Origin of the sequence: Halomonas sp. A11-A (assembly GCF_003182195.1) — a bacterium.
GTDB classification, from domain to species: domain Bacteria; phylum Pseudomonadota; class Gammaproteobacteria; order Pseudomonadales; family Halomonadaceae; genus Halomonas; species Halomonas alkalicola.
Window position 1 is genome coordinate 35423 of record NZ_QGTM01000016.1, and the last position, 23615, is coordinate 59037.

Sequence of the window (23615 nt, forward strand, 5' to 3'; positions counted from 1 at the left end):
GATTGGCGTGACAGGCGCCATGCCCGGTAATCAGAGGCCGGGCGAGAGGATTCGAAGCGAAGAATTGGGGTCACGGGCTCAGGAGGGTCGTAATGTCAGAGATGACCGTTAAGGATTTTGCAGCGAAGGTGGGGCGCGACGTGCCTCGTCTGCTGGAACAGATGAAAGAGGCCGGTCTCGGCCACAAGACTGAAAGCGATGCGGTGTCCGAAGAGGACAAGCGCCAGCTGCTGGACTACCTCACCAAGAGTCACGGTGGGAGCACCAGCGCCGCGGTGCCGAAGAACCGCATCACCCTGACGCGCAGGACGCGTACGCGCATCAACACCGGCGAGCGCGGCAAGACCATCGAGGTGCAGGTGCGCAAGAAGCGTACCTACGTCAAACGGGCCGATGAAGAGGCGACGCCGGAGCCGGTCGAGGAGACCGGGCCGCGCCAGTTGGTCGGTGACATGGCCGACTCCCAGCAGGCCCAGGCCGAGCAGGAGGCCCGCGAGGCCGAAGCCGCCAAGGCCCGCGCCGCCGATGAGGCCGCCCGCGAGGCCGCGGCCAAGCTCGAGGCCGAGAAGGCCGAAGCCGAGCCGCAGATCCCGGTGCCCGAGCTCGAGGAGGCACCGGCCGGTGACGAGCCGCCCGCGCCGCCCAAGGAAGGCCGCACCGATCGCCGTACCGCGCCGCCCAAGAAAGCCGCCGCCAAGAAGGGGCGCCACGAGCGCGACGACGATGATCGCGAGGAGCGTCGCCGCGGTGGCGGCGGCAAGAAGGCCAAGCGCGCCGAGCGCCGCGGTGGTCGTCGTGGTGGCACTCAGGGGGGCGGCAAGCACGGCTTCCAGAAGCCGACCCAGCCGATCGTCCGCGAGGTCTCCATCCCCGAGTCGATCAGCGTCGCCGACCTGGCCGACAAGATGTCGATCAAGGCGAACGAGGTCATCAAGGCCATGTTCACCATGGGCGCGGCGGTGACCATCAACCAGACCATTGATCAGGACACCGCGGCCATCGTGGTCGAGGAGATGGGCCACAAGGCCAAGCTGATCAAGGACGACGCTCTCGAGACCGAAATGCTCGAAGGCATCTCCTACGAGGGCGAGGAGATCACCCGCTCGCCGGTGGTCACCGTGATGGGTCACGTCGACCACGGCAAGACCTCGCTGCTCGACTATATCCGCAAGGCCAAGGTGGCCACCGGTGAAGCCGGCGGCATCACCCAGCACATCGGCGCCTACCACGTCGAGGACGAGCACGGTGGCGTGACCTTCCTGGATACCCCCGGTCACGCGGCGTTCACCGCCATGCGTGCCCGCGGCGCCAAGGCCACCGACGTGGTCATCCTGGTGGTGGCCGCCGACGACGGCGTCATGCCCCAGACCATCGAGGCGATCGAGCACTCCAAGGCGGCCGATGTGCCCATGGTGGTGGCGGTCAACAAGATCGACAAGCCGACGGCTGACCCGGATCGGGTCAAGAACGAGCTTTCACAGCACGGCGTGATCTCCGAGGAGTGGGGCGGCGACACCCAGTTCGTCCACGTCTCGGCCAAGAGCGGTGAAGGTATCGAGGACCTGCTGGAGGCGATCCAGCTGGTCTCTGAGGTGCTCGAGCTCAAGGCCGTGCCGGCAGCGCCCGGCAAGGGCGTGGTGATCGAGTCCCGCCTCGATAAGGGCCGCGGCCCGGTGGCCACCGTGCTGGTCCAGAACGGTACCCTGAAGAAGGGCGACATCGTGCTGGCCGGCCTGCACTACGGCCGCGTGCGCGCGCTGACCAACGAGCTGGGCCAGCAGGTCGATTCGGCCGGTCCCTCGATGCCCGTGGAGATCCAGGGCCTCGACGGCACCCCGGACGCCGGTGATGACTTCATGGTGGTGGCCGACGAGAAGAAGGCCCGCGAGGTCGCCAACTTCCGTCAGGGCAAGTACCGCGAGGTGCGCCTGGCTCGCCAGCAGAAGGCCAAGCTGGAGAACATGTTCAGCCAGATGGGCCAGGACGAGGTCGCCAAGCTCAACATCGTGCTTAAGGCCGACGTCCAGGGCTCCCTGGAAGCGATCAAGGGCGCGCTGGAAGAACTCTCCACCGACGAGGTGCAGGTGGCGGTGGTCTCCTCCGGGGTGGGCGGCATCACCGGCACCGACGCCAACCTGGCGCTGGCCTCCGAGGCTATCGTGGTCGGCTTCAACGTACGTGCCGACGCCGCGGCCCGGGAGATCATCGAGCGTGAAGGCCTGGATCTGCGTTACTACAGCGTCATCTACCAGCTGATCGACGAGGTCAAGCAGGCGATGAGTGGCATGCTGGCGCCGGAGTGGAAGGAAGAGATCGTCGGCGTGGCCGAGGTCCGTGACGTCTTCCGCGCGCCCAAGATCGGCGCCGTGGCCGGCTGCATGGTGGTCGAGGGCAGCGTCTTCCGTAACAAGAAGATCCGCGTGCTGCGCGACAACGTGGTGATCTACGAGGGTGAGCTCGAGTCGCTGCGCCGCTTCAAGGATGACGTCCAGGAAGTGCGCAGCGGCATGGAGTGCGGCATCGGCGTGAAGAACTACAACGATGTCCAGGTCGGCGACAAGATCGAGGTCTTCGACCAGGTCAAGGTCGAGCGGACGCTCTGAGCGCCAGGAGCCTAGCATGCGCGAGTTCAAGCGAACCGACCGGGTGGCCGACCAGCTCCAGAAGGAGCTGGCGGTACTCATCCAGCGCGAGGTCAAGGACCCGCGCCTGGGCATGGTGACGGTCAGCGGCGTCGAGGTCAGTCGTGACCTCGGCTACGCCGACGTCCACGTGACCCTGCTGGGCGAGGACACCCCGGAGCGGATCAAGGAGAACCTCAAGGTTCTCAAGCAGGCCGCGGGTTTCCTGCGGGGCCAGGTCGCGCGGCGCATCAAGCTGCGCCACGTGCCGGAGCTGCGCTTCCACTACGACGAGAGCGTGGTGCGGGGCCAGCGGCTCTCCTCGCTGATCCAGGAGGCGGTCGCCAGCGACCGCTCCCGCAGTGGCGAGGAGGGCGGCGACGAGGGCGCCGAGTCGAGCGGCGAGGGTCAGCCCGGCAGCGACAGCGGGCGCGACTGATGGCGCGTCGGCGTCGCGGCCTACCGGTCAACGGGGTGCTGCTGCTGGACAAGCCCAAGGGCCTCTCCAGCAACCACGCCCTGCAGCGTGCCCGGCGGCTGTTCCAGGCCCAGAAGGCCGGTCATACCGGCACCCTGGACCCCATGGCCACCGGGCTCTTGCCGGTCTGCTTCGGTGAGGCGACCAAGTTTTCCGCCCACCTGCTGGCCGCCGACAAGGTCTACCGTACCCGGGTCGAACTGGGCGCGGTGACCGACACCGGCGACGCCGAGGGCGAGGTGGTCGAACGCTGTGCGGTGCCGCCGCTCACCGCGGCCGATGTGGAGGGCGTGCTCGAGCGCTTCCACGGCGAGATCGAGCAGGTGCCGCCGATGTACTCGGCGCTCAAGCATCAGGGGCGCAAGCTCTATGAGCTGGCCCGCGAGGGCAAGGCGATCGAGCGTGCAGCGCGGCGCGTGACGGTGTATGATGCCCGGCTTCTCGCCTGCGAGGGCGAGGCCTTCGAGCTGGAAGTGAAGGTCAGCAAGGGCACCTATGTGCGCACCCTGGCCGAGGACATCGGTCGGGCCCTGGGCAGCGGCGCGCATATCAGCGCGCTGCGGCGCTTGGCGACCGGCCCCTTCACCGCGCAGGGCATGCTGACCCTCGAGGCCCTGGAGGCGCTGCCTGAGCAGGTTGCCCGGGAGGCGACGCTGCTGCCCGTCGACGTGCTGGTCGCGCACCTGCCGCGACTCGAGCTGGACGTCTCGGCGGCCGCTCGCCTGACCCTGGGTCAGGCGGCGCGTGTCGATGCCTCGGGCATCGCCACCGGCGAGACGGCAAGACTCTACTGCGATGGGGCCTTCCTGGGCCTCGGCGCGGTAACGGCGCCACAGGAGGTGGCGCCGAAACGGCTGCTGAGCACCGCAGCCGATTGAAGGGAGAAACGCCCGAGACTGCAAATATGCGTGGTCTCACACACTCATCATTCAGGCATATTGCTTACTGGAGAGACAGATGGCACTGACAGCCGAGCAGAAGTCCGCAATCGTCAGCGAATTTGGTCGCGGCGAGAACGACACCGGTTCCCCCGAAGTGCAGGTAGCCCTGCTGAGCGCCAACATTGATGGCCTGCAGGACCACTTCAAGACCAACAAGCAGGATCACCACTCCCGTCGTGGCCTGATCCGCATGGTCAACCAGCGCCGCAAGCTGCTTGACTACCTGAAGCGCAAGGACTTCGAGCGCTATCAGGCTCTTATCCAGCGCCTGGGCCTGCGTCGCTAAGAAAAGGGTATTTCGTTAACGAAATCCTCCTTTTCTTCAGCTTTTTCGAAACGGGTAGCTCCCTCAGGGGGCTGCCCGTTTTGCGTCTGGTGGGCGGAAATGTTGCTATCCGGTGGCCGCGGGGCGCGTCAACCCCTAAAATGGCCGCCGAGTCAAAACGACCCCAACACAGAAAAGTAGATAGGAAGGAAGTCGCCGTGAATCCGGTCAAGAAGACATTTCAGTACGGTCGCAGCACCGTCACCCTGGAAACCGGGCGCATCGCCCGCCAGGCCACCGGTGCCGTCATGGTCACCATGGACGACACCGTGGTGCTCTGCACCGTGGTGGCGCGCAAGGACGCCAATCCGAGCCAACCGTTCTTCCCGCTCTCCGTCCACTATCAGGAGAAGACCTACGCGGTCGGCAAGATCCCCGGCGGCTTCTTCAAGCGCGAGGGGCGTCCCACCGAGAAGGAGACCCTCACCTCGCGGCTGATCGATCGCCCGATCCGCCCGCTCTTCCCCAAGGGCTTCATGAACGAGGTGCAGGTCGTCTGCACGGTGCTCTCCACCGACCGCAACCATGACCCGGACATCGCGGCGCTGCTCGGCACCTCCGCGGCCCTGGCCATCTCCGGCGTGCCCTTCAGCGGCCCCATCGGCGCGGCCCGCGTCGGCTTCAACGAGGAGAAGGGCTACTTCCTCAACCCCACCGTCGAGGAGCTGACCACCTCCGAGCTCGACATGGTGGTGGCCGGCACCGAGAAAGCGGTGCTGATGGTGGAGTCCGAGGCCAAGGAGCTGCTCGAGGACGAGATGCTGGGCGCCATGCTCTACGGCCACATGGAGATGCAAGTGGCCATCCAGGCCATCAACGAGCTGGCCGCCGAGGCAGGCAAGCCGAAGTGGGAGTGGCAGGCACCGGCGGAGAACACCGAGCTCAAGGCCGCCCTGGCCTCCGCGTTCGAGGCCAAGGTGGGCGAGGCCTACCGCATCACCGACAAGATGGCGCGCCAGGATGCCCTCTCCGCCCTCAAGGAGCAGGCCGTCGAGCAGCTCGCCGGCGAGGAGGAGGGCAAGTTCGACGCCGACGAGGTCAAGGGCGCCTTCGCCGGCCTCGAGAAGCGGGTGGTGCGCTCCCGGGTGGTCAAGGGCGAGCCGCGCATCGACGGCCGCGACCATAAGACCGTGCGTCCGCTCTCCATCGAGGTGGGCACCTTGCCTAAGACCCACGGCTCGGCGATCTTTACCCGCGGCGAGACCCAGGCCATCGTGGTGGCGACCCTGGGCACCCTGCGCGACTCCCAGCTGATCGAGTCGCTGGAGGGCGAGCGCAAGGACCGCTTCCTGCTGCACTACAACTTCCCCCCCTACAGCGTGGGCGAGGCCGGCTTCATGGGCGGTCCCAAGCGTCGCGAGATCGGCCACGGCCGCCTGGCGCGTCGCGGTGTGCAGGCCATGCTGCCCGACGAGGCGGAGTTCCCCTACACCATCCGCGTGGTTTCCGAGATCACCGAGTCCAACGGCTCCAGCTCCATGGCCTCGGTGTGCGGTGCGTCACTGGCGCTGATGGACGCCGGCGTCCCGATGAAGGCCCCGGTGGCCGGTATCGCCATGGGCCTGGTAAAGGATGACGACGGCTTCGCCGTGCTGACCGACATCCTGGGCGACGAGGATCACCTCGGCGACATGGACTTCAAGGTGGCCGGTTCCTCCGAGGGCGTGACCGCCCTGCAGATGGACATCAAGATCGAGGGCATCAACGAGGAGATCATGGAGCAGGCGCTGCAGCAGGCTCTGGAGGCGCGCCTCAACATCCTCGAGCAGATGAACGCGGTGATCGGCCAGAGCCGCACCGAGGTCTCCGAGAACGCCCCCTCCATGGCGACCATCAAGATCGACCCGGAGAAGATCCGCGACGTCATCGGCAAGGGTGGCTCCACCATCCGCAAGATCTGCGAGGATACCGGCGCCTCCATCGACCTGGACGACGACGGCACCGTGCGCATCTACGCCGAGGACAAGAAGGCGGCCAAGGCGGCCATCGACACCGTGCTGGCGATCACCGCCGAGCCCGAGATCGGCAAGCTCTACCGTGGCAAGGTGGTGCGCATCGCCGACTTCGGCGCCTTCGTCAACATCATGCCGGGCACCGACGGTCTGGTGCACATCTCCCAGATCGTGCCGGAGCGGGTCAACGACGTGCGTGACTTCCTCAACGAGGGCGACGAGGTGGTGGTCAAGGTGCTCGACATCGACAACCGCAACCGGGTGAAGCTCACCATCAAGGAGATCACCCCGGAAGAGAGGGCGGCCTTCGAGGCCGAGGCAGCCGCCGAGCCTGCGCTCTAAGCGCCAGGCGCCGAGCGCCGAGCTGCAAGGTAAAACCGCCGCCAGGGACCTGCCCTGGCGGCGGTTTGCTGTTTGTTACCCGAAAAAACATGCCCCGGGCATCAATCCCGGGGCATGCTGTCTGGCGCTTGGCGCTTGGCGCTTGGCGCTTGGCGCTTGGCGCTTGGCGCTTGGCGCTCTTAGCGCTCGATGGCGAGCGCCACCCCCTGCCCACCGCCGATGCAGAGGGTGGCGAGGCCCTTCTTGGCATCGCGGGCGATCATCTCGTGCAGCAGGGTCACCAGCACGCGGCAGCCGGAGGCGCCGATCGGGTGGCCCAGCGCGATGGCACCGCCGTTGACGTTGACCTTGCTGACGTCCCAGCCGAGCTCCTTGTTGACGGAGAGGGCCTGGGCGGCGAAGGCCTCGTTGGCCTCGATCAGGTCGAGGTCGTCCAGGCTCCAGCCGGCCTTCTCCAAGCAGCGACGGGTGGCCGGGGCCGGGCCGATGCCCATGATGGCCGGGTCGACGCCGGCGTTGGAGTAGGCGGTGATGCGCGCCAGGGGCGTAAGGCCCAGCGCCTTGGCCTTCTCGGCGGAGCAGAGCATCACCGCGGCGGCGCCGTCGTTGATGGAGGAGGCGTTGCCGGCGGTGATGGTGCCGTCCTTCTTGAAGGCGGGACGCATGCCGCTGAGCTTCTCGGCGCTCACCTCGCGGGGGTTCTCATCGGTGTCGAACACCACCGGGTCGCCCTTGCGCTGGGGGATCTCCACCGGGACGATCTGGCCCTTGAAGCGGCCTTCCTTGATGGCGGCGGCGGCCTTCTGCTGGGAGGCGGCGGCGAACTCGTCCATCGCCTCGCGGGTGATGCCGTACTTCTCCGCCAGGTTCTCGGCGGTGATGCCCATGTGGTAGTTGTTGAAGGCGTCCCACAGGCCGTCATGGACCATGGTGTCCACGGCCTTCCAGTCACCCATGCGCTGGCCGTTGCGCGAGTTGGGCAGCACGTGGGGCGAGGCGGACATGTTCTCCTGGCCGCCGGCGATGATCAGCTCGGCGTCGCCGCAGCGGATCGCCTGGGCGGCGAGGTGCAGCGCCTTGAGGCCGGAGCCGCACACCTTGTTGATGGTCATGGCGGGCACGGCATCGGGCAGGCCGGCCTTGATAGCGGCCTGGCGGGCGGGGTTTTGGCCGACACCTGCGGTGAGCACCTGGCCCATCAGCACCTCGTCCACCTGGTCGCCGGACACGCCGGTGGTGGCGAGCAGGTCCTTGATCACCAGGGCGCCCAAGTCGCTGGCGGGAATGCCGGCCAGGGAGCCGCCAAAGGCGCCGATGGCGGTACGACGTGCGGCAACGATCACCACTTCTTGCATGGGAGAGTTCTCCTGAATGGTAGACGACGGGCTTGCGGCCGTGCCGCTCAGCAACGGGGCAGGGCCGGGTCAGTCCAGCATAGGTGACTCTTGTGCGCCGCGGCAATGCTTCCATGGGCGCAGGGGGAGAAAGCGCGTAGCGAGGAGGGGGCACGTCGGTGAATGGTGTCGAGGCGGCCGGCGTAGTCGCCGGCCGCGGCCCGCGGGCGAGATCAGGCCATCTGTACCGGGATGGCGTGGCTGGTATGGCTGACCGTGTTGCCTTCCTGCAGGTAGACCAGCGCCGGCTGGTGGTTCTCGAGCTCCGCCTCGCTGTAGTGGGCGTAGCTGCAGATGATCACGCGATCGCCGGGGCCGGCCAGGTGGGCGGCGGCGCCGTTGATGGAGATCACCCGGGAGCCCTCCTCGGCGCGAATGGCGTAGGTGGTGAAGCGCTGCCCGTTCTCGACGTTGTAGATCTGGATCTGCTCATTCTCGCGGATGCCGGACATGTCGAGGAGCTCGCCGTCGATGGCGCAGGAGCCCTCGTAGTTGAGCACGGCGTGGGTAACGCGGGCCATGTGCAGCTTGGCCTTGAGCATGATGGTGAACATGGACGTGGGGTCCTCCGGGTAGGCTGCCTCAGCGCGGCAGGGTCAGGGTCAGGTTGTCGATCAGGCGCGTGGCGCCGAGCCGGGCGGCTGCCAGCAGCACGGCCTCGCGGGTGGTGGGCGTGACGGGGCCCAGGTCGGCGGCACGCAGCTCGAGGTAGTCCGGCACGAAGCCGGCCTGCTGCAGGCGGGCATACCCGCGCGCCAGGGTCGGCCCGGTCGCCTCGCCGGCCTCCAGGGCCTCGCGCAGCTCGCCCAGGGTCTGGTAGAGCCGTGGGGCCACCGCGCGCTGCTCGGCGCTCAGGTAGCCGTTGCGCGAAGAGAGCGCGAGGCCGTCCTCGGCGCGCACGATGGGCACGCCGACGATCTCGATGGGGAAGTGCAGGTCGGCCACCATGCGGCGGATCACGGCCAGCTGCTGGTAGTCCTTCTCGCCGAAGCAGGCGAAGTCGGGCTGCACCAGGTTGAAGAGCATGCCGACGATGGTGGTGACGCCGTCGAAATGGCCGGGGCGCGAGCCACCGCACAGCCCCTCGGTGACCTCGGGGACCGCGATGCGGGTCTGCGCCTCCAGGGGGCGCGGGTAGACCGTGCTCACCTCCGGGGCGAACAGCAGGTCGCAGCCGGCCGCCTCGAGCCCCGCCTGATCCGCCTCGAGGGTGCGCGGGTAGGCGTCGAGGTCCTCGTTCGGGCCGAACTGCATGGGGTTGACGAAGATCGTGGCGATCACCACGTCGGCACGCTCGCGGGCCGCGGCGACCAGCGCCAGGTGGCCGTCGTGCAGATTGCCCATGGTGGGCACCAGGGCGATGCGCTCTCCGCGACGGCGAACGTCGCCCAGCGCCTCGCGCAGGGCGGGAATCTCTCTGAGGGTGCGCATTGTGGGCTCCGGAGCTAGAAGCAGTGTTCCTCGGCGGGGAAGCGGCGTGCCTTGACGTCCTCGTGGTAGCGCCGGAAGGCGCCCTGGATATCCTCGGCCTCGGCCATGAAGTTCTTGACGAAGCGTGGCTTGCGGCCGGCGGTGACGTCGAGCATGTCGTGCATCACCAGTATCTGGCCGTCGGTGTCGGGACCGGCGCCGATGCCGATCACCGGGACGTCGAGCGCCTCGGTGATGGCGCGACCGAGGCTCGCCGGCACGCACTCCAGCAGGATGACCGAGGCGCCGGCCTCGACCAGGATGCGGGCGTCCTCGAGGATCTGGGTGGCACGCTCGGCCTCGCGGCCCTGCACCTTGTAGCCGCCCAGCTGGTAGACCGTCTGCGGGGTGAGGCCCAGGTGGGCGCATACCGGCACGCCGCGGCGGGTCAGCTCGCGGATGCCCTCGGCCATCCACGCCTCGCCCTCGACCTTGACCAGCTCGGCGCCGGCACGCATCAGCTCGCCGGCATTCTCCAGCAGGCGCTCGGTGCTAGCATTGCCCATGAAGGGCAGGTCGACCATCAGCAGGCTCGCGCCCTTGCCGCGGGCCACGCAGCGGGTGTGGTAGCAGATCTCCTCGAGCGTCACCGGCAGGGTGCTGGCGTGCCCCTGCAGGACCATCCCTAAGGAGTCGCCGACCAGCAGCACCTCGATGCCGGCGTCGCTGGCGGCCCTGGCAAAGGAGGCGTCGTAGGCGGTCAGGCAGCTGAATGACTCACCGGCGCGCTTGAAGGCCTGCAGCGTGCTCAGGGTGACGGTTTTCATGGCGTGCTCTCATCGTTGTGGCAGCAGGGGGCGCAAGGTGAGAGCGTCTCCTGCCGGTAACCGTGCTGAAAGTAACCTGCGATTGTTACCCGAACCGCCAGGGCGTGTCGATAGGTAACACTTCCTCGGCGAGATCAGGTCGGCGGTAGCAGCGGTGCCAGCCCTTCGGCCGTCAGGGCGTCGGCCGCTGCCGCCAGGCGCTCGCCATTCGGCAGCACGAGCTGAGGCGCGAGTTCCAGCAGCGGCATCACCACGAAGGCGCGCTGCCTCAGTTCGGGATGGGGCACGACGAGGCGCGGCAGGGCCAGCACGCTGTCATCAAACAGTAGCAGATCCAAGTCCAGGGTGCGGGGCCCCCAGCGGCGCGTACGGACCCGGCGATGTCGCTGCTCCAGCGCCTGCAGCTGATCGAGCAGCGCCAGCGGTGAGAGACGCGTCTCCAGCAGCGCCACGGCGTTGATGAAGTCGGGCTGGTCCTGAGGGCCGAGCGGCCGGCTGGCATAGAGGCGGGAAGCGGCAAGGCGGCGGGTCAGCGGCAGGCGGTCGAGCTCCGCGAGGGCCTGCGCGACGTGCCGGTGCGGATCGTCCAGGTTGCTGCCCAGGCCGATCCAGGCGCGGTGGGGGCTCATGCGTTGCCGCTGTCGCCGCCGTTTCCGCCGCGCGGGCCGCGACGGCGACGCTTGCGCTTGCGCGGGGCGCCGCTGCCGGCGGGGTTGGCGCCCGCCTTGTCGAGCAGGCGCCGCTGCTCATGCTCGTCCGCCTGCTGGAAGGCGGTCCACCAGTCGCCGAGGCCGGGCTCGATCTCGCCGGCGGCCTCGCGCAGCAGCAGCAGGTCGTAGGCGGCGCGGAAGCGCGGGTGCTCGCGGGTCTGGAAGACGCGGCGGCCACGGCGCAGCGGCAGGCGCTGCTGGAGGTCCCAGATGTCGCGCATGGGCAGACTGAAGCGCTTGGGGATCGAGATGTGTTGCAGCTGGCGCGAGACCACCTGCTGGGAGGCCGCCTGCAGCGCGGGGATCGGCGGCAGGCCCCTGGCCTCCTGCTCGGCCTGGCGCTGCACCACCGGCGCCCAGAGCAGGGCGGCGAACAGGAACGCCGGGGTGACCGGGCGCTCCTCGGCGATGCGCCGGTCGGTGCTGGCGAGTGCGGCCTCCACCAGGGGCTCGGCCCAGGGCAGGACGTCCATGGCCTCCGCGGCCGCCGGGAAGAGCATCTCGAAAAGCCCGTAGTGGCGCAGCAGCCGGAAGGTCGCCACGCCATGCCCGGACATGAAGAGCTTGAGGGTCTCGTCGAACAGCCGGGCCGGCGGAATCTGCAGCAGCAGCGGCGCCAGTTCGTGGATCGGCGCCTCGGTGCTGGGCGCCAGGTGGAAGTCGAGCTTGGCCGCGAAGCGCACCGCCCGCAGCATGCGTACCGGGTCCTCACGGTAGCGGGTGGCGGGATCGCCGATCAGGCGCAGGGTGCGCGCCTCGATGTCGCGCACGCCATTAGCGAAATCGTGGATCGAGAAGTCGGCAATGCTGTAGTAGAGCGCATTGATGGTGAAATCGCGGCGCAGGGCATCCTCCTGGATATTGCCCCAGACGTTGTCGCGCAGCAGCAGCCCCTCGTCGGACTGCTGGGCGATATGGTCGCCGTGATCGTCGCCGGGCTTGCCGCGGAAGGTGGTGACCTCGATCACCTCGCGACCGAAGCGCACGTGCACGATGCGAAAGCGCCGGCCGATGATCCGGGAGTTACGGAACAGCGCCTTGACCTCTTCCGGCGTGGCGTCGGTGGCCACGTCGAAGTCCTTGGGCATGCGGCCGAGCAGGGAGTCGCGGATGCAGCCGCCCACCAGGTAGGCCTGGTAGCCGGCATTGTGGAGCCGGTAGAGCACCTTGAGGGCGGCATCGCTGAAGTGCTGGCGCGATACCGGGTGCTCCTGGCGGGGAATGATGCGCAGCTCGGGCGTGCCGGCGGCGGCGCTGTCGGGGCCGAAGAGTGACTTCAGGCGTTCGCCCGGACTCTGCAGGAAACGGGTAAATCCTTTGAACATGCGTCGATATCGACTCGCGGGGCGGAAAAAGGGTGCGAAAGGGCTTGAGTGTAGCCGACCCCCGGGAGCTTGCATAGCGCAGCCCCGGCCGGAGCAGGGCGCGGGGAGGCTGGCAGGCAGTGAAAGTAGAAGGGGGAGACCGGTTGGCCTCCCCCTCAAGTGGTCTTGCAGCGTCCTGCTGCTGGTTCTTCTTCGTGATGGCACATCGCCTTGAATACGCACCACAGTCACCAAGGAGAAGAACAGGCTAGCTGTGTTGTTGTCCTTGTTGGCGCTCCTGGTGGTAACCGCCTCGTATTCAAAACAATAATCCAACCACGACGGCAGCTGACCTGCCTCCCCCCAGCTTGTTGGTGTTGTTGCCGGGGGTGCATCTTCGACGGCGATTGTTCTTGTTGTTGGCCGTATTGATGCGTCGCGTCCTGAGTTTCCGGTGCCTCGCGGGGCTTGTTGTTGTTGGCAAGCGAGGGGACGGGCACGTTACCTGTTGTTCTTGTTGGCTAATCGTGCCTTGCAGCACTGGCCCGCGGAAATTGTTGTTGGCGGTGCGGGCCTCGTCACTCTGGGCTGCAGCGTTGTTCTTGTTGGGGCAGCCGGTGACTCCGGAACTTGTTTTTCTTGCCAAGGTATATAGCAGGTCGCGTGCCATCTGAATTTTATGCCTTATCTATCAGCGGTCTAGGAGGGTGGTGCCTGCTGGCTTCTGCGGCCGGGGCGGGAAAGTGTTACCCCTTGGGCTCCATCGTGGGGCACCGGCTGTGTGGGACGGTAACAAATGGCGCAGGATGGGGTGTCAGGCCCCCTGCGACGGCGCCCGCGGCCTTGGCCGCGGGCGCCGTATCGTTGGTCGCATAGACGATGGTCGCAGGGTGGCGCCTGAGGTGACAGGGCGCTCAGTCGCTCTTGCGGCGCGGGCTCTTCTTGCGCGGGATGCCGAGGCGCTGGCGCCGCTCCCACAGGGACTTGCGGCTGATGCCGAGCTTCTGGGCCAGCTCCGTCTCGCTCATCTGGTCCTGGTGCTCCAACACGAAGTGCTGGAAATAGTCCTCGAGGGAGAGGTCGTCCTCGCCGCCGCCCTCGTCGTCGGGGCCGGCGGAGGCCTTGGCGGGCTCGTGAGCAAGGGGCTTGCGCGGTGCGGGGGACGCGGCGTTGGGCGGGGAGAGCCCCAGGTCGTCCGGGTGGATCAGGTGGCCCTCGGCGAGGATCACCCCGCGCTCCAGGGCGTTCTCCAGCTCGCGGACGTTGCCGGGCCAGGGGTAGTCGTGGATCTCGCGGCGTGCGGCGCGGGAGAGGCGCAGGCCCTCGCGGTCATGGCGGCGACATGCTTTCTCCAGCAGGGCATCGGCGATCAGCAGCACATCCTCCTCGCGGTCGCGCAGCGGCGGCAGGTCGATCTGCATCACGTTGAGGCGATAGTAGAGGTCGAGTCGAAACTCGCCGGTCTTCGACAGGGCGCGCAGGTCGCGGTGGGTGGCGGCGATCAGGCGCACATCCACGTGGCGGGTCTCCACCGAGCCGATCTTGCGGATCTCGCCCTCCTGTAGCACCCGCAGCAGCCGGGCCTGGGCGTCCAGCGGCAGCTCGCCGATCTCGTCGAGGAAGAGGGTGCCGCCGTCGGCGGCCTCGATCAGGCCGGTGCGCGAGGCGCTGGCGCCGGTGAAGGCGCCCTTCTCATGGCCGAACAGCTCCGACTCGATCAGCGTTTCGGGGATCGCGGCGCAGTTCACGCAGATCAGCGGCGCCTGGGCGCGTTTGCTCTGCTGATGCAGGGCGCGGGCCACCAGCTCCTTGCCGGTGCCGGACTCGCCCTGGATCAGCACGGTGACATCGGCGGGCGCGGTCTTGCGGATGCGTGAGTAGACCAGCTGCATGGCGGGACAGTTGCCGATCATCGGCTGGGCATGGCCGCTGGGCTCGGTGATGTCCGGCGGCTCGGCGCGCCGCGAGGCCTGCAGGTGCAGCACCCGGGCCACCGTCTCGAGCAGCTCGTCGTGGTCGAAGGGCTTGGCCACGTAGTCCACCGCCCCCTGCTTCAGGGCATCCACCGCCGAGCGCATGCTGGCGTAGCTGGTCATGATCAGCACCGGCACCGGGGCGGCGCGATGGATCAGCGCGGTGCCCGGCTCGCCGGGCAGGCGCAGGTCGCTGATCACCAGGTCGAAGCGCTGCGGGTCCAGGGCCGTGGCCTCGTCCACCGAGCCGGCCTCCTCGACCCGGTAGTCGTGGCGCTCCAGCAGGCGGCGCAGGGCGCTGCGGATGATGGCTTCGTCTTCTACGATCAGGATCCGGCTCATCGCGGTGTCTCACCCTCCTGTGGGTTCAGCGGCAGCCAGAGGCTGATGCGGGTGCCGCGTTCGCCCCCCGCCGGTGGGGACTCGATCTCGATCTGGCCGTGATGCTCGGCGACGATGCTGTAGACCAGCGGCAGGCCCAGCCCCGTGCCCTGGCCGGGCGGCTTGGTGGTGGTGAAGGGCTCGAAGAGGTGGTCGCGCATCCGTTCGTCGATGCCGTGGCCCTCGTCGGTGACGGTCAGCCTCAGCCCAGCCCCCTCGGGAGCCGCCTCGATGACGACCCGGTCGCCGGGGCCGCTGGCGTCGCGGGCGTTGCTGAGCAGGTTGACCATCACCTGCAGCAGCCGCTGGGCGTCGCCCTGGATGCAGGGCTCGGCGGGGCAGTGGTTCTCGAAGAGCACATCGTCGTCTGAGCGGGCGAGGTGGATCAAGTGGATGGCCTCGTCGACGACCTCGGCTAGGGAGACCGGGGCAAAGGCCTGTTCGCCCAGGTGGCGCCCCCCGTGGGCGAAGCCGACCAGCGAGGAGACGATCCGCGAGACGCGGTCGGTGAGCTGCTGGATCTGCCCGGCGGTCTCGAGGACCTCGGGGTCCTCGGTATCGTAGCGCAGGTTCTGGGCCAGCGAGGAGATGCCGGTGATGGGGTTGCCGATCTCGTGGGCTATCCCGGCGGCCAACTGGCCGATGGAGGCGAGGCGGGCGGCGTGGACCAGCTCGTCCTCCAGCCACTTCATCTCGCTGTGGTCCTCCACCAGCACTACCATGCCGCCGGGCTCGTTGTCGTCGCCGGCGAGCTCGGCCTTGTGCAGGCTGAGGTAGCGGATGCCGCCCTCGAGGGTGACCGGCTGCTTGTAGAGGTGGCTGTGCGACTCGGCCAGGATGCGGCCGAGCAGTTCCCCCCAGGGGGCCGGCAGGCTGTCGCGGCGGGCGCCGATCACGCTGGCGCCGTCGATGCCGCTGAGGGTGGCCAGGGCGTCGTTCCACATCAGCAGCTCGCCGTCCTCGCCGAAGGCGCAGAGCCCCACCGGCAGGCGGGTCAGGGTGCGGCGGTGGTAGCGGCGCAGGCCGTCGAGCTCCCTGGCCAGGCCGGTGAGCCGCGAACGGTAGGCCTCCAGGCGGCTCTCCACATAGTGGATGTCCTCGGTGGCGCCGGTGCTGCCCTGGCGATAGGGCAGGTAGCGGTCGACGATGTCCTGGGCCACGGAGGGGCCCATCAGGCCGGAGAGGTTGGCCTGTAGGCGGTCGCGCAGCCGGCGCAGGGCGTAGGGGCGACCGTCCAGGGGGGAGAGCCCCAGGTCGTCGAGTGCCCGGTCGACTTCGCGGCGGGCGACCTCATCGCCCAGGGCACGAGCCAGGCAGGCCTTGAACTCCTCGCCGTTGGCGGCGTCCAGCGGCAGGCGCTTGGGGCGGATCACCGCGTCCACCGAGCAGGCCTCGGCCGCCGCCCGCTCCCCCTCGGAGGTGGGGGTGGCCAGGGAGACGAGGATGAAGACCAGGGCGTTGCTGGCCAGGGAGACCAGGGTGATCACGTACCACTCCGGCTCGCTGGCCAGGGCCTCGAGGCCGGGAGGAATGACCACCAGCGCGGGCAGGCCGGTGAGCAGCGGCCCCCACAGGCCGAGCAGCCATACCAGCAGGCCCACCACCAGCCCCGAGACCATGCCCTTGCGGTTGGCGCCGGGCCAGTAGAGCAGGGCCAGCAGCCCCGGCAGGCACTGGGCCATGCCGACGAAGGCGGCCAGCGCCAGAGTGGTGAGGTCGTGATGCACCCCCACGGTGCGGTAGAAGAGCCAGCCGCCCAGCACCACGGCGCCCACCAGGGCGCGGCGCAGCCATAGCAGCCAGCGGTAGAGGTTCAGCTGGGCCTCGGGGGGGTGGGCCACCAGCAGCACGTGGTTGAGGATCATGCCGGCCAGGGCCAGGGCGATCAGCACCATGGTAGCGCTGGTGGCGGCAAGCCCCGCGATGAAGGCCAGCGACTGGATCCACAGCGACTCCGACAGCCCGAAGGCCAGATAGGCGGAGGGCAGGAGATCGCCGGCGCCGAGACGCTGTCCCGCCCACAGGATCAGCGGCACCGGCAGCGCCATCAGCAGCAGGAAGAGCGGCAGCGCCCAGCTGGCCTGGAGCAGGGTGTGGCGGGAGTGGGTCTCGGTAAAGGTGATGTGGAAGATGTGCGGCATCAGCAGGGCCGCGGCGAAGAAGAGCAGCAGCAGGGTGCGCCAGTGGGCGGGGTCGGGCTGTATCACGTCGGCCTGGAAGGCCTGGCCGGGGCCGTCGAGCCAGGTCTGCAGGTCGGCGGGGCCGTCGAAGACCACGAACAGCGAGAAGGCGCCGAGGCCCAGCATGGCGACCAGCTTGACCAGCGAGGAGAGGGCGATCACCGCCAGCAGGCTGTCATGGTGGCCATTCACGCGGCCCTGGCGGGCGCCGAACAGCATGGCGAACAGCGCGATCATGGTGCAGAAGGCCAGCGCCAGCAGCGACGGCGAGGCGGCACCGGTCATCAGGAAGATGGCATCGCCCATGGTCTGCACCTGCAGGGCCAGCAGTGGCAGCACCGCCAGCAGGCTGATCAGGGTGATCAGGGTACCGACCCAGCGCGAGCGGAAGCGGAAGGCGAACAGGTCGGAGAGCGAGGCGAGCTGGTAGGTGCGGGTCATGCGCTGGATCGGCACCAGCAGCACCGGGGCGAGCAGGAAGGCTCCGGCCACCCCCAGGTAGTAGGCCAGGTAGCCATAGCCGGAGGTGGAGGCGAGCTCCAGGCTGCCGTAGATGGCCCAGGCGCTGGCGTAGACCCCGAGCGCCAGGGTGTAGACCAGCGGGTGACGGGTGATGCGCGTGCCGATCAGCCCGCGCTCCACTGCCAGGGCACAGAGGAAGAGCACCAGCAGGAAGCCGGTGCCCAGGGCGAACATCCCGGCCAGGCTAGCGTTCATCGAGCTTCCTCTTTTGCTCCAGCCACAGGGTCAGCGCGATCAGCACCCCCCAGATGAGGAAGGGGCGATACCAGGCCACGCCGGGGCTGGCCCAGCCGCTCATCATCAGCGGCGAGAGCAGGTAGCCACCGAGCACCAGGAACAGCAGGATGCGATAGACGTACATGGGTGCCTCTCAGCCGGACCGGAGCGCATCGCGCGTTCGGTGTGGCTCGGGGCGGATGCGGGAGACCTGCCAGTGGGCGATGGCCCAGGCGAGCTGCTCCACCACGGGCGCCTCGCGGAGCACGGCGGGCGGGGCCTGGTCCAGGGCCACGAGGGCGGCATGCAGCAGGGGGCGCACCGCATCGTCAGCGGTGGGCAGGGCCGGGGCCAGGTTCTGCTTGGAGAGCTTCTGGCCCCCCTCGCCGATGATCAGCGGTAGGTGCAGGTAGCGCGGCGCGGGGTAGTCCAGGGCGTGCTGCAGCTGTCGCTGCCAGGGGGTATTGTCGAGCAGGTCGAAGCCGCGCACCACGTCGCTGATCCCCTGCTCGGCGTCGTCCACCACCACGGCGAGCTGGTAGGCCCAGAGGCCATCCTTGCGCTTGAGCACCACGTCGCCGAGCTCGGTCGGATCGAAGCGCTGCTCGCCGAAGAGGCGGTCCTGCCAGACCACCGGACGTAGGCCCAGGTCGCTGCGCAGCCGCCAGGCCACTGGCCTGCCGGGCTCGCGCACGCCCTCCCGGCACCAGCCGGGGTAGACCGCCTGCTCGCGCCACTGCTTGCGCGAGCAGCTGCAGGGGTAGGCCAGGCCGAGGGTGATCAGGCGGTCGAGGGCGGCCTGGTAGGCGTCGTCACGGTCGTGCTGCCAGAGCACCGGGCCGTCCCAGTGCAGGCCGAAGGCCGTGAGCTGGCGCTGGATCTCGTCGGCGGCACCCGGCGGGCAGCGCGGCGGGTCGATGTCCTCGATGCGCAGCCACCACTCGCCGCCGGCGCGGCGGGCATCCAGGAAGCTGGCCAGGGCGGCCACCAGCGAACCGAAGTGCAGCGGGCCCGACGGGGTCGGGGCGAAGCGGCCGCGGTAATGGCTCATGGGCGGCTCCCGCCATCAGACGCGCGAACGGGCACCCAGGGGTGCCCGTTGCGAGGGTTCATGCAGGCCATCGGCATGCCTGGATCAGCCGCCCAGCTGCTTTTCCTTGAGCTCGGCCAGCGTCTTGCAGTCAACGCACAGGGTGGCCGTGGGGCGAGCCTCGAGGCGGCGGATGCCGATCTCGACGCCGCAGGCCTCGCAGAAGCCGTAGTCATCCTCGTCGATCTTGTCGAGGGTCTCGTTGATCTTCTTGAGCAGCTTGCGCTCGCGATCCCGGGTGCGCAGCTCCAGGCTGAAGCCCTCCTCCTGGGTGGCGCGGTCGGCCGGGTCGGCGTAGTTGTTCGCCTCTTCCTGCAGGTGACGCACGGTGCGGTCCACCTCTTCCATGAGCTCCTGCTTCCAGCCCAGCAGGATCTGTCGGAAGTGCTCCAGCTGCTTCTCGTTCATGTACTCTTCACCCGCCGCCGGCTCGTAGGGGGTGAATTTCTTGGGCGCTTCCGTTTTCTTGTCGGCTACTGGCATGGGACTGCCTCGTTACTTGAGTGACTGCTGATCAATACCCGCCGCGATGCAAGGTATCTCACGCCAAAGGGATGCTTGTTTAGCCCAAATATCGGGGCTTTGCAACCTCGCTCTCCCCGCTGGCTGCGGCCTTGCCACCAAAGTCGCTACACTAGGGACCCTCAGTCATATGACACTCTGACCACGCCGCGGGAGCAAGGCTCCCGGGCGTCGGTCGTCTACCACAGGAGCCCGCCATGGCGTGGAATGCACGCATCGACCAGGTTGCCCCCTTCCGGGTGATGAGCCTGCTGGAAACCGCCCAGGCCCGCGAGGCGGCCGGCCACGACGTCATCCACCTGGAGGTGGGCGAGCCCGACTTTCCCACCCCGGCGCCGGTGGTGGCAGCCGGCCAGGCGGCCCTGGCCGCGGGCCATACCCGCTATACGCCGGCGGCGGGGCTGCCGGCGCTGCGCGAGGCGATCGCCGGCCACTATTCGCACTTCGGTGCCGAGGTGGACCCCCGACGGATCCTGGTGACCCCCGGCGCCTCCGGGGCGCTGCTGCTGGCCAGCCAGCTGCTCGCCGGCCCCGGCGACCGCGTGCTGATGGCCGACCCCAACTACCCCTGCAACCGCCACTTCATGGCCCTGGCCGGCGCCGAGGTGGACGCCGTACCGGTGGGGCCGGCCAGCGGCTGGCAGCTGGATGCTGGCCTTATCGAGGCCCACTGGCGCGACACCACCCGGCTGGCGATGCTGGCCACCCCCTCGAACCCTACCGGCCATATGCTCGACGAGGCGCATCTGGCGGCCGTTGCCGCGACGGTGGCGGCGAGGGGCGGCCACCTGCTGGTGGATGAGATCTACCAGGGGCTCTGCTATGACCTCGCGCCGCTCTCAGTGGCCGCGATCACCGCGGACGCCTTCGTGGTCAATAGCTTCTCCAAGTACTTCGGCATGACCGGCTGGCGCCTGGGCTGGCTGCTGGCACCCGAGGTCGCGGTGGAACCGCTCACCCGGCTGGCCCAGAACGTCTTCCTGGCCGCCCCCACCCCGGCCCAGCACGCCGCCCTGGCAGCCTTCACGCCCGAGTGCCGAGAGCTCCTGGAGGCCCGTCGCCACGAGCTGTCACGTCGACGCGACGCCCTGCTGGCGGCCCTGGCGCCCCTGGGGCTTGCGCCTTCGCTGCCGCCCCAGGGGGCCTTCTACCTGTGGCTCGATATCTCCCGCTACAGCGACGACAGCCAGGCCTTCTGCCGGCGCCTGCTGGAGGAGGAGAACGTGGCGATCACGCCGGGGGTCGACTTCGCCCTCGCAGGCGGCGAGCATCACGTGCGCATCGCCTTCACCACCGGCGTCGCGCGGCTGGAGGAGGCGGTGGCGCGCCTCGCACGCTTCCTGGCCCGGCAGTAGGGGGCGCGCATGGATTACCCCGAGCTGGTGCCGGGCACGCTGCTGCGGCGCTACAAGCGCTTCCTCGCCGACGTGCGCCTCGACGACGGCCGCGAGGTCACCGCCCACTGCCCCAATACCGGCTCCATGCGGGCCGTGAACGTGCCGGGCTGCCGGGTGTGGCTCTCGCCCAGCGACAATCCAGCGCGCAAGCTGGCCTGGACCTGGGAGCTGATCGAGCTGCCCCAGCCTGATGGCACCCTGGCCGCCGCCTCGGTGCAGACCGGGCGGGCCAACCGCATCGTCGAGGAGGCCCTGCGCGAGGGCCGGGTGCCCGGGCTCACCGGCTACGCCGACCTGAAGCGCGAGGCGAAGGTGGTGCTGGAGAAGGGGCTTTCGGCGCGGCTCGACTTCCGCCTGGATGACCCCGCGCGCGGTAGCGCCTTCGTGGAGGTCAAGCAGGTCACCCTGAAGGAAGCCGACGGCCACGGCTACTTCCCCGACGCGGTGAGCGAGCGGGGCCGCAAGCATCTGGAGGTGCTGGCGGCGCTGGCCGAGCGCGGCCAGCGCGCGGTGCTGCTGTTCTGCGTGGCCCACGAGGGCATCGAGGACGTGGCGCCGGCGGCCCACCTGGACCCTGCCTATGCGGCGACCCTGCGCACGGCGGCGGCGCGCGGCGTTGAAGTGCTGGCGCAGCGCTGCGAGGTGGTGCGGCTAGGTGATTCGCCGGTGGCGATTCGCCTCGGGGCGCCGCTGCCGGTGGCTCTCGAGCGACGCTTCACCGGTTGAGCGCCGGCCGGGCAGGCCTTGCCCGGCCGGTGGGGGTTCACCGGTCGATGTAGAAGCGCTGGATGAAGCTGACCTGGGCCGGCTCGGCGTTGCGGTCGTGGAGGACCTCCAGGTCGAAGCGCATCGCCTCGTCGTCGTGGATGCGGAATACCGCTATCTGGGAGGGGGCGTCGCCGCTGCGCAGGGTGCGAAAGCTCAGCGGGGTGCGGGCGTCGCCGCTGGCGAGTCCCCCGACCGTCCCGTTCACCGAGACCGGCAGGGCGCGGGTGGTGCCGTCCTCGCGCTCCTCGAGCACGCTGACGTTGAGCAGCGCCATCACCTGGCTGCGCTGGATATTGTGCTCGCGGGCGACTTCCTCGGGCAGGAAGCTGGTGTTCACCGCGCTGTAGTGGACCTGATAGTTGCCGACCTGCTCGTACTGCTGGGCGGCGGCGGTGCCGGCCAGCAGCATCAGGCCGGCGGCGAGCAGGCCCTTCAGGACGCCTTGCCTCATCGTGAACCCTCTTTGCCGTTGCCGGGTCAGGCGCGTCGGGTGACCCGGAAGATCGCGATTTCGCCGAACAGGTTGGGCCACAGCCGCGAGGTCCAGTGTCCCTCGTGGTCGCCGATGCCCACCGCCCGGTCGACGATGATCAGACCCTTGTCGCGGCAGAGTTGTTCAAAGTCGTTGAAGGTCGAGAGGTGGATGTTGGGGGTGTCGTACCAGGCGTGGGGCAGCGACTTGGAGACCGGCATGTAGCCGCGGATCCCCAAGTGCACGCGATGGCGCCAGTAGGCGAAGTTGGGGAAGGTGATGATCGCCTCGCTGGCCACCCGCAGCATCTCGTCGAGCATGCGGTCGGGGCGGCGCAGCGCCTGCAGGGCCTGGGTCATGATCACCAGGTCGCAGGCGTCGTCATCGAAGTTGGCGAGCCCCTCGTCGAGGTTCTGCTCGATGACGTTGACGCCGCGGGCGATGCAGGCGGTGATGCCGTCCGGGTCGATCTCCAGGCCGTAGCCGGTGACGTTCTTGTCGCGCGCCAGGGCCGCCAGCAGGCTGCCATCGCCGCAGGCCAGGTCGAGGATGCGGGCGTTCGGGGGCACCCAGTCGTGGATCAGCTTGAAGTCGGGGCGGTTCATCATGCGCGCGTCTCCAGGCCGAGGTCGCCGGCCACGCGGTCCATGAAGGCGGCGAACACCGCCTGATAGCGGGGTTCCGGCATCAGGAAGGCGTCGTGGCCGTGGGTCGAGTCGATGTTGGCGTAGCTGACCGGCTTGCCGGCGCGCACCAGGGCGTTGACCAGTTCCCGGGAGCGCGAGGGCGGGAAGCGCCAGTCGGTGGTGAAGCTGACCACCAGGAAGGGGCAGGTGGCGGGGGCCAGCGCCCGGGCCAGGTCGCCGCCGTGGGCCGCGGCCGGGTCGAAGTAGTCCAGCGCCTTGGTCATCAGCAGGTAGGTGTTGGCATCGAAGGAGGTGGAGAAGGTGTCGCCCTGATAGCGCAGGTAGGACTCCACCTGGAACTCCACGTCGAAGCCGAAGTTGAGGTCGTCGGTGCGCAGGTCGCGCCCGAACTTGCTGCCCATGGCGTCCTCGGAGAGGTAGGTGATGTGCCCCACCATGCGGGCCAGCTTGAGGCCGCGGCGCGGCACGGTGCCGTGCTCGGTGTACCAGCCGTCGTGGAAGTCCGGATCCGAGCGGATCGCCTGGCGGGCGACCTCATTGAAGGCGATGTTCTGCGCCGATAGCTTGGGGGTGGCGGCGATCACTGCGGCACTGGCGACCCGCTCCGGGTAGGCCAGCGTCCACTGCAGCGCCTGCATGCCGCCGAGGCTGCCGCCGATCACCGCGGCGAAGCGCTCTATCTCCAGGCGATCGGCCAGCCGCGCCTGGCTGTTCACCCAGTCGCCCACCGTCATCATGGGAAACTCCGGCCCCCACAGCCGGCCGCTCTCGGGGTTCTCGCAGCTGGGGCCGGTGCTGCCGTGGCAGCCCCCCAGGTTGTTGAGCGAGACCACGAAGAAGCGGTTGGTGTCGATGGACTTGCCGGGGCCGATATGGGCGTCCCACCAGCCCGGCTTGCGTTCGTCGTCGCGGTGGTAGCCGGCCGCATGGTGGTGGCCGGAGAGCGCGTGGCAGATCAGCACCGCGTTGGAGCGTTCGGCGTTGAGGGTGCCATAGGTCTCGTAGACGAGGTCATAGGCCGGCAGCGTCCTGCCGCAGGCCAGGGCCAGGGGGTCGTCGAAGTGCGCCGTCTGGGGCGTCACCAGGCCGACCGAGTCACCAGGAAACTCGGGCATCAGTCGTTCCGTGTCCAGTCGTTGCGGT

21 protein-coding genes are annotated in these 23615 nt (G+C 68.8%); 7 read left to right on the forward strand and 14 right to left on the reverse strand.

Going from position 1 to position 23615, the window contains the following annotated elements; genetic code table 11:
- Positions 1-92 precede the first annotated feature (92 nt).
- The 5 genes from infB to pnp all read left to right on the forward strand — a co-directional run bounded on the left by infB (position 93) and on the right by pnp (position 6659).
- Positions 93-2603, forward strand: coding sequence for a translation initiation factor IF-2 (gene infB / locus DER72_RS10955; RefSeq protein ID WP_110070026.1), 2511 nt, complete (start codon positions 93-95; stop codon positions 2601-2603).
- A gap of 16 nt (positions 2604-2619) precedes the next feature.
- Complete coding sequence (gene rbfA, locus DER72_RS10960; protein WP_110070027.1) at positions 2620-3060, forward strand: 30S ribosome-binding factor RbfA; 441 nt, start codon at positions 2620-2622, stop codon at positions 3058-3060.
- Positions 3060-3977: a tRNA pseudouridine(55) synthase TruB gene (gene truB, locus DER72_RS10965; RefSeq protein WP_110070028.1), complete on the forward strand. Its 918-nt coding sequence runs from the start codon at positions 3060-3062 to the stop codon at positions 3975-3977. The genes rbfA and truB overlap by 1 nt, the downstream gene beginning before the upstream one ends.
- A gap of 79 nt (positions 3978-4056) precedes the next feature.
- Positions 4057-4326 carry a 30S ribosomal protein S15 gene (rpsO, locus tag DER72_RS10970; RefSeq protein ID WP_110070029.1) on the forward strand — a complete coding sequence of 90 codons (270 nt, stop codon included), beginning with the start codon at positions 4057-4059 and terminating at the stop codon, positions 4324-4326.
- Positions 4327-4523: 197 nt separating this feature from the next.
- The gene (pnp, locus tag DER72_RS10975) at positions 4524-6659 is read left to right on the forward strand and encodes a polyribonucleotide nucleotidyltransferase (protein WP_181395656.1); all 2136 of its coding nucleotides are present in this window, start codon (positions 4524-4526) and stop codon (positions 6657-6659) included.
- A 179-nt stretch (positions 6660-6838) separates the two neighbouring features.
- On the opposite strand, the gene DER72_RS10980 is transcribed toward pnp, so the two are convergent.
- From DER72_RS10980 to dksA, 11 genes are all read right to left on the reverse strand, one after another.
- Positions 6839-8014: an acetyl-CoA C-acetyltransferase gene (locus DER72_RS10980; protein WP_110070031.1), complete on the reverse strand. Its 1176-nt coding sequence runs from the start codon at positions 8012-8014 to the stop codon at positions 6839-6841.
- Between the two features lie 212 nt (positions 8015-8226).
- A complete protein-coding gene (gene panD, locus DER72_RS10985; RefSeq protein WP_110070032.1) occupies positions 8227-8607 on the reverse strand; it encodes an aspartate 1-decarboxylase in 381 nt (126 codons plus the stop codon).
- A 28-nt stretch (positions 8608-8635) separates the two neighbouring features.
- Positions 8636-9484, reverse strand: a complete 849-nt coding sequence (panC, locus tag DER72_RS10990; protein ID WP_110070033.1) for a pantoate--beta-alanine ligase — start codon at positions 9482-9484, stop codon at positions 8636-8638.
- A 14-nt stretch (positions 9485-9498) separates the two neighbouring features.
- The gene (gene panB, locus DER72_RS10995) at positions 9499-10290 is read right to left on the reverse strand and encodes a 3-methyl-2-oxobutanoate hydroxymethyltransferase (protein ID WP_110070034.1); all 792 of its coding nucleotides are present in this window, start codon (positions 10288-10290) and stop codon (positions 9499-9501) included.
- 134 nt (positions 10291-10424) lie between these two features.
- On the reverse strand, positions 10425-10919 hold the full coding sequence (gene folK, locus DER72_RS11000) for a 2-amino-4-hydroxy-6-hydroxymethyldihydropteridine diphosphokinase (protein ID WP_110070035.1): 495 nt from the start codon (positions 10917-10919) through the stop codon (positions 10425-10427).
- Positions 10916-12325, reverse strand: coding sequence for a polynucleotide adenylyltransferase PcnB (pcnB, locus tag DER72_RS11005; RefSeq protein WP_110070036.1), 1410 nt, complete (start codon positions 12323-12325; stop codon positions 10916-10918). The genes folK and pcnB overlap by 4 nt, the downstream gene beginning before the upstream one ends.
- An 893-nt stretch (positions 12326-13218) precedes the next feature.
- Positions 13219-14619, reverse strand: a complete 1401-nt coding sequence (locus tag DER72_RS11010) for a sigma-54 dependent transcriptional regulator (RefSeq protein WP_110070037.1) — start codon at positions 14617-14619, stop codon at positions 13219-13221.
- On the reverse strand, positions 14616-17555 hold the full coding sequence (locus tag DER72_RS11015) for an ATP-binding protein (RefSeq protein ID WP_110070038.1): 2940 nt from the start codon (positions 17553-17555) through the stop codon (positions 14616-14618). The genes DER72_RS11010 and DER72_RS11015 overlap by 4 nt, the downstream gene beginning before the upstream one ends.
- Positions 17545-17721, reverse strand: a complete 177-nt coding sequence (locus DER72_RS16185) for a hypothetical protein (RefSeq protein WP_181395657.1) — start codon at positions 17719-17721, stop codon at positions 17545-17547. Before DER72_RS16185 ends, DER72_RS11015 begins: the two co-directional genes overlap by 11 nt.
- Before the next feature lie 9 nt (positions 17722-17730).
- On the reverse strand, positions 17731-18627 hold the full coding sequence (gene gluQRS / locus DER72_RS11020; RefSeq protein ID WP_110070039.1) for a tRNA glutamyl-Q(34) synthetase GluQRS: 897 nt from the start codon (positions 18625-18627) through the stop codon (positions 17731-17733).
- Positions 18628-18711: 84 nt separating this feature from the next.
- Positions 18712-19149, reverse strand: coding sequence for an RNA polymerase-binding protein DksA (dksA, locus tag DER72_RS11025; protein WP_110070040.1), 438 nt, complete (start codon positions 19147-19149; stop codon positions 18712-18714).
- Between the two features lie 236 nt (positions 19150-19385).
- Between dksA and DER72_RS11030 the strand changes: the two genes are divergently transcribed.
- Positions 19386-20543 carry a pyridoxal phosphate-dependent aminotransferase gene (locus tag DER72_RS11030; protein WP_110070041.1) on the forward strand — a complete coding sequence of 386 codons (1158 nt, stop codon included), beginning with the start codon at positions 19386-19388 and terminating at the stop codon, positions 20541-20543.
- A 9-nt stretch (positions 20544-20552) separates the two neighbouring features.
- Positions 20553-21311, forward strand: coding sequence for a DNA/RNA nuclease SfsA (gene sfsA, locus DER72_RS11035; protein WP_110070042.1), 759 nt, complete (start codon positions 20553-20555; stop codon positions 21309-21311).
- A 37-nt stretch (positions 21312-21348) separates the two neighbouring features.
- On the opposite strand, the gene DER72_RS11040 is transcribed toward sfsA, so the two are convergent.
- From DER72_RS11040 to DER72_RS11050, 3 genes are read right to left on the reverse strand one after another with little or no spacing between them, the layout of a single operon-like run.
- Positions 21349-21804 carry a DUF4426 domain-containing protein gene (locus tag DER72_RS11040; protein WP_110070043.1) on the reverse strand — a complete coding sequence of 152 codons (456 nt, stop codon included), beginning with the start codon at positions 21802-21804 and terminating at the stop codon, positions 21349-21351.
- A gap of 26 nt (positions 21805-21830) precedes the next feature.
- A complete protein-coding gene (gene metW, locus DER72_RS11045; RefSeq protein ID WP_110070055.1) occupies positions 21831-22430 on the reverse strand; it encodes a methionine biosynthesis protein MetW in 600 nt (199 codons plus the stop codon).
- Positions 22430-23587 (reverse strand): homoserine O-acetyltransferase, encoded by a 1158-nt coding sequence (locus DER72_RS11050; protein ID WP_110070044.1) that lies wholly within the window; start codon positions 23585-23587, stop codon positions 22430-22432. The genes metW and DER72_RS11050 overlap by 1 nt, the downstream gene beginning before the upstream one ends.
- Positions 23588-23615 lie beyond the last annotated feature (28 nt).

Coding starts and splice junctions, on each gene's coding strand:
- panD (WP_110070032.1), bottom strand. CDS start 8,607: ATGTTCACCATCATGCTCAAGGCCAAGCTGCACATGGCCCGCGTTACC.
- DER72_RS10980 (WP_110070031.1), bottom strand. CDS start 8,014: ATGCAAGAAGTGGTGATCGTTGCCGCACGTCGTACCGCCATCGGCGCC.
- infB (WP_110070026.1), top strand. CDS start 93: ATGTCAGAGATGACCGTTAAGGATTTTGCAGCGAAGGTGGGGCGCGAC.
- truB (WP_110070028.1), top strand. CDS start 3,060: ATGGCGCGTCGGCGTCGCGGCCTACCGGTCAACGGGGTGCTGCTGCTG.
- gluQRS (WP_110070039.1), bottom strand. CDS start 18,627: ATGAGCCATTACCGCGGCCGCTTCGCCCCGACCCCGTCGGGCCCGCTG.
- dksA (WP_110070040.1), bottom strand. CDS start 19,149: ATGCCAGTAGCCGACAAGAAAACGGAAGCGCCCAAGAAATTCACCCCC.
- DER72_RS11015 (WP_110070038.1), bottom strand. CDS start 17,555: ATGAACGCTAGCCTGGCCGGGATGTTCGCCCTGGGCACCGGCTTCCTG.
- DER72_RS11050 (WP_110070044.1), bottom strand. CDS start 23,587: ATGCCCGAGTTTCCTGGTGACTCGGTCGGCCTGGTGACGCCCCAGACG.
- folK (WP_110070035.1), bottom strand. CDS start 10,919: ATGAGCCCCCACCGCGCCTGGATCGGCCTGGGCAGCAACCTGGACGAT.
- panB (WP_110070034.1), bottom strand. CDS start 10,290: ATGAAAACCGTCACCCTGAGCACGCTGCAGGCCTTCAAGCGCGCCGGT.
- rbfA (WP_110070027.1), top strand. CDS start 2,620: ATGCGCGAGTTCAAGCGAACCGACCGGGTGGCCGACCAGCTCCAGAAG.
- sfsA (WP_110070042.1), top strand. CDS start 20,553: ATGGATTACCCCGAGCTGGTGCCGGGCACGCTGCTGCGGCGCTACAAG.
- DER72_RS16185 (WP_181395657.1), bottom strand. CDS start 17,721: ATGTACGTCTATCGCATCCTGCTGTTCCTGGTGCTCGGTGGCTACCTG.
- DER72_RS11040 (WP_110070043.1), bottom strand. CDS start 21,804: ATGAGGCAAGGCGTCCTGAAGGGCCTGCTCGCCGCCGGCCTGATGCTG.
- DER72_RS11010 (WP_110070037.1), bottom strand. CDS start 14,619: ATGAGCCGGATCCTGATCGTAGAAGACGAAGCCATCATCCGCAGCGCC.
- panC (WP_110070033.1), bottom strand. CDS start 9,484: ATGCGCACCCTCAGAGAGATTCCCGCCCTGCGCGAGGCGCTGGGCGAC.
- metW (WP_110070055.1), bottom strand. CDS start 22,430: ATGAACCGCCCCGACTTCAAGCTGATCCACGACTGGGTGCCCCCGAAC.
- pcnB (WP_110070036.1), bottom strand. CDS start 12,325: ATGTTCAAAGGATTTACCCGTTTCCTGCAGAGTCCGGGCGAACGCCTG.
- rpsO (WP_110070029.1), top strand. CDS start 4,057: ATGGCACTGACAGCCGAGCAGAAGTCCGCAATCGTCAGCGAATTTGGT.
- DER72_RS11030 (WP_110070041.1), top strand. CDS start 19,386: ATGGCGTGGAATGCACGCATCGACCAGGTTGCCCCCTTCCGGGTGATG.